At 65.1% G+C, this 2,639-nt stretch carries 2 protein-coding genes and 1 pseudogene; all 3 read left to right on the top strand.

Annotated elements, in window-relative coordinates; genetic code table 11:
• The first annotated feature begins 233 nt into the window (after positions 1-233).
• Positions 234-899 carry a transposase gene (locus AC5JJ6_RS08315; RefSeq protein ID WP_496041585.1) on the top strand — a complete coding sequence of 222 codons (666 nt, stop codon included), beginning with the start codon at positions 234-236 and terminating at the stop codon, positions 897-899.
• Positions 868-2,082 (top strand): annotated as a pseudogene (locus AC5JJ6_RS08310) (IS256 family transposase). Before AC5JJ6_RS08315 ends, AC5JJ6_RS08310 begins: the two are co-directional and overlap by 32 nt.
• On the top strand, positions 2,054-2,530 hold the full coding sequence (locus AC5JJ6_RS08305; protein ID WP_496041584.1) for an IS630 family transposase: 477 nt from the start codon (positions 2,054-2,056) through the stop codon (positions 2,528-2,530). The pseudogene AC5JJ6_RS08310 and the gene AC5JJ6_RS08305 overlap by 29 nt, the downstream one beginning before the upstream one ends.
• Positions 2,531-2,639: the final 109 nt, after the last annotated feature.

The following is a 2,639-nucleotide window of genomic DNA, read 5'->3' as shown; positions in this document are numbered from 1 at the left end:
GAACTACCTTGCCAACTCAGGCTACGCGTTCGACTAAACCTGAAATGCTCTAGTGTGACCTATGCGCGGATGGAGCTGGACGTTGCGGCTCGGCTTTGATTCGCTGCGTGTGATCAGCGGCAGAGGCTCCCATGGCGCGTCGTCGGATTGGCCAGGACATGGCGGTGTTCAGCTCTGCAGGTGCTGCACGTCAGTCAACCTTGGGCAAGCCGCTGGAGCTGATCGACTGAGCGCTGGTCGAGCACCAGCTGCGGGATATCTCGTGTGCTGCGAAGGGTGAGCCGGCTTGGCTGCCCTTGGCCCTGTTCAAGGCCATGCTGATCGCGGTCTGGCACGACCTGTCCGACGTGCGGGTCGTCGAAGCGCTTGATGATCGCGCCTCGTTCCGCCGCTTCTGCGGCTTCTCGGCCCATGAGCCGACGCCGGAGCGCACGGCCTTTGTACGGCTGTGGGCTCGGCTTGTTGCCCGCGGCCTCGACCAGGCGCTGTTCGCGGGGGTGATAGGCCAGCTCCGGGCCAAGGCGATCACGGTCAAGACCGGCCCGCTGGTGGACGCCACCGTGATTGCCTTAGCCAGCCGCGCCGATCCTGAGGCCGGCTGGGCTGGCCACCAGCGGCGCAAGGCGATCCACAGCTTCAAGGCCCATGTGGGTGCCGATGCTGATACCGCCCTGCTCGAGGCGCTCTGCGTGAAGCCGAGCAAGGTCTATGACGGCCGAGCTGGCGGCGGTGCCCTGCCTGAGGTACCCGGCGAGGTTTATGCCGACAGCGTCTACCGCGGCCCCATCTTTGGCGCGACAGTCGCCGGCAGGGCCTATCGCAAATTTCGTGTGTGTTCGGTCATGATGGGAAAGAAGGAGCTCCCCCATGGCCCGCCGCAAAGCGCCTCGAATCCCTGACGAGATGCTGGACGAGCTGCTGTCCGGCGCGGACGCCAGCACCGCCTTCGACCAGGGCGGCCTGCTGGATCAGTTGAAGAAGGCGCTGGCTGAGCGGGCGCTGAACGCCGAGATGGACCACCACCTGGCGGGCGAGAGCGGCGCCGGGAACAGCCGCAACGGCTATGGTCGCAAGAGCGTAGTCACCGACACCGGGCGGATCGGGCTGGAGGTGCCACGGGACCGCCAGGGCAGTTTCGACCCGGTGCTGATCGCCAAGTACCAGCGGCGCTTTCCCGGCTTCGACGAGAAGATCGTGTCGATGTACGCCCGTGGCATGAGCATCCGCGAGATCGCCGGCCACCTGCTGGAGCTCTACGGCATCGAGGTCTCGCCGGACCTGGTCAGCGCCGTCACCGACGCGGTGCTGGACGAGATCGCCGCTTGGCAGAGCCGGCCGCTCGAGCCGGTCTACCCGCTTGTCTTCTTTGACGCGCTGCGGGTGAAGATCCGCGACGAAGGCCTGGTCCGCAACAAGGCGGTGCACATCGCGCTTGGCGTTAGGGCGGACAGCACCAAGAAGATCCTTGGGCTCTGGCTCGAGCAGAACGAGGGCGCCAAGTTCTGACTGCGGGTGATGAACGAGCTCCGCAACCGCGGCGTGGGGGACCTGCTCCTGGCGGTGGTCGATGGGCTGAAGGGCTTCCCGGAGGCGATCCTGGCGGTGTTCCCCGAGGCCACGGTGCAGACCTGCATTGTCTACCTGTTGCGCCACAGCCTGGATTTCGTCTCCTGGAAGGACCGCCGGGCGGCGGCGCTGACGGACATCTACCGTGCCATCGACCCTGCTGCCGCTGAAGCCGCCCTGACGGCGTTCGAAGCCGGGCCGTGGGGGCGGAAATACGCCGCTATCGGCCAGAGCTGGCGGCGCGCCTGGGGCGAGGTCGTGCCATTTTACGCGTTTCCCGCCGAGGTCCGTCGCATCTTGTACACCACCAACGCCATCGAGGCCTTGAACGCCAAGCTACGCAGCGCCGTCCGCACCCGCGGCCACTTCCCAACCGACGAGGCCGCGCTGAAGCTGCTCTACCTGGTCTTGAACAGAACCGAGAAGGAGTGGACCATGCCAGCCCGCGAATCGTCCATGGCCAAGGCCCAGTTCGCCGTCCTGTTCGGTGACCGTTTCCACAAGGCCATGGCCTGACCGTGTCGTTCAACCGACCGGCCATACACGGAAATTCCGACACTCCCCGCTTGAGGTAAAGACCGGCAGCGTGATCGGCTGGTGCATGCCGCGGTACCGTGCCGCCGAGTTCCGCCGCTTTCTCGACACGGTCGAAGCCAACGTCCCCAGGGAACTCGGCATTCACGTCGTGATGGACAACGCATCGAGCCACAAGACCCAGATGATCCGCGCCTGGTTTGCCAAGCGTCCGCGCTGGCACGTGCACTACACGCCGACTTCGAGCTCCTGGATCAACCAGGTCGAGCGCTTCTTCGCTCTGCTGACCGACGACCAGATCAGGCGCAATGCCCACCGCTCCATCGCCGAGCTAAAAACCGCCATCAAGACCTACATCGACGCGCACAACGCGGACCCGAAGCCCTTCCGCTGGACCAAGAGCGGCGACGATATCCTCGCCGCCGTCTAACGCTTCTGCCAGCGCACCGTGCACGTCCAAGCAAAGTGCCTGGAAACTTCAGAGTCAGGACACTCTCATGTCCGTCGTTTCAAGCAGCAGGCGCAGTGATCCTTGGCCT

The organism is Skermanella sp. (assembly GCF_059503625.1).
The sequence above is the reverse complement of the archived record's forward strand: the minus strand, read 5'-3'. Positions and strand labels throughout refer to the sequence as shown.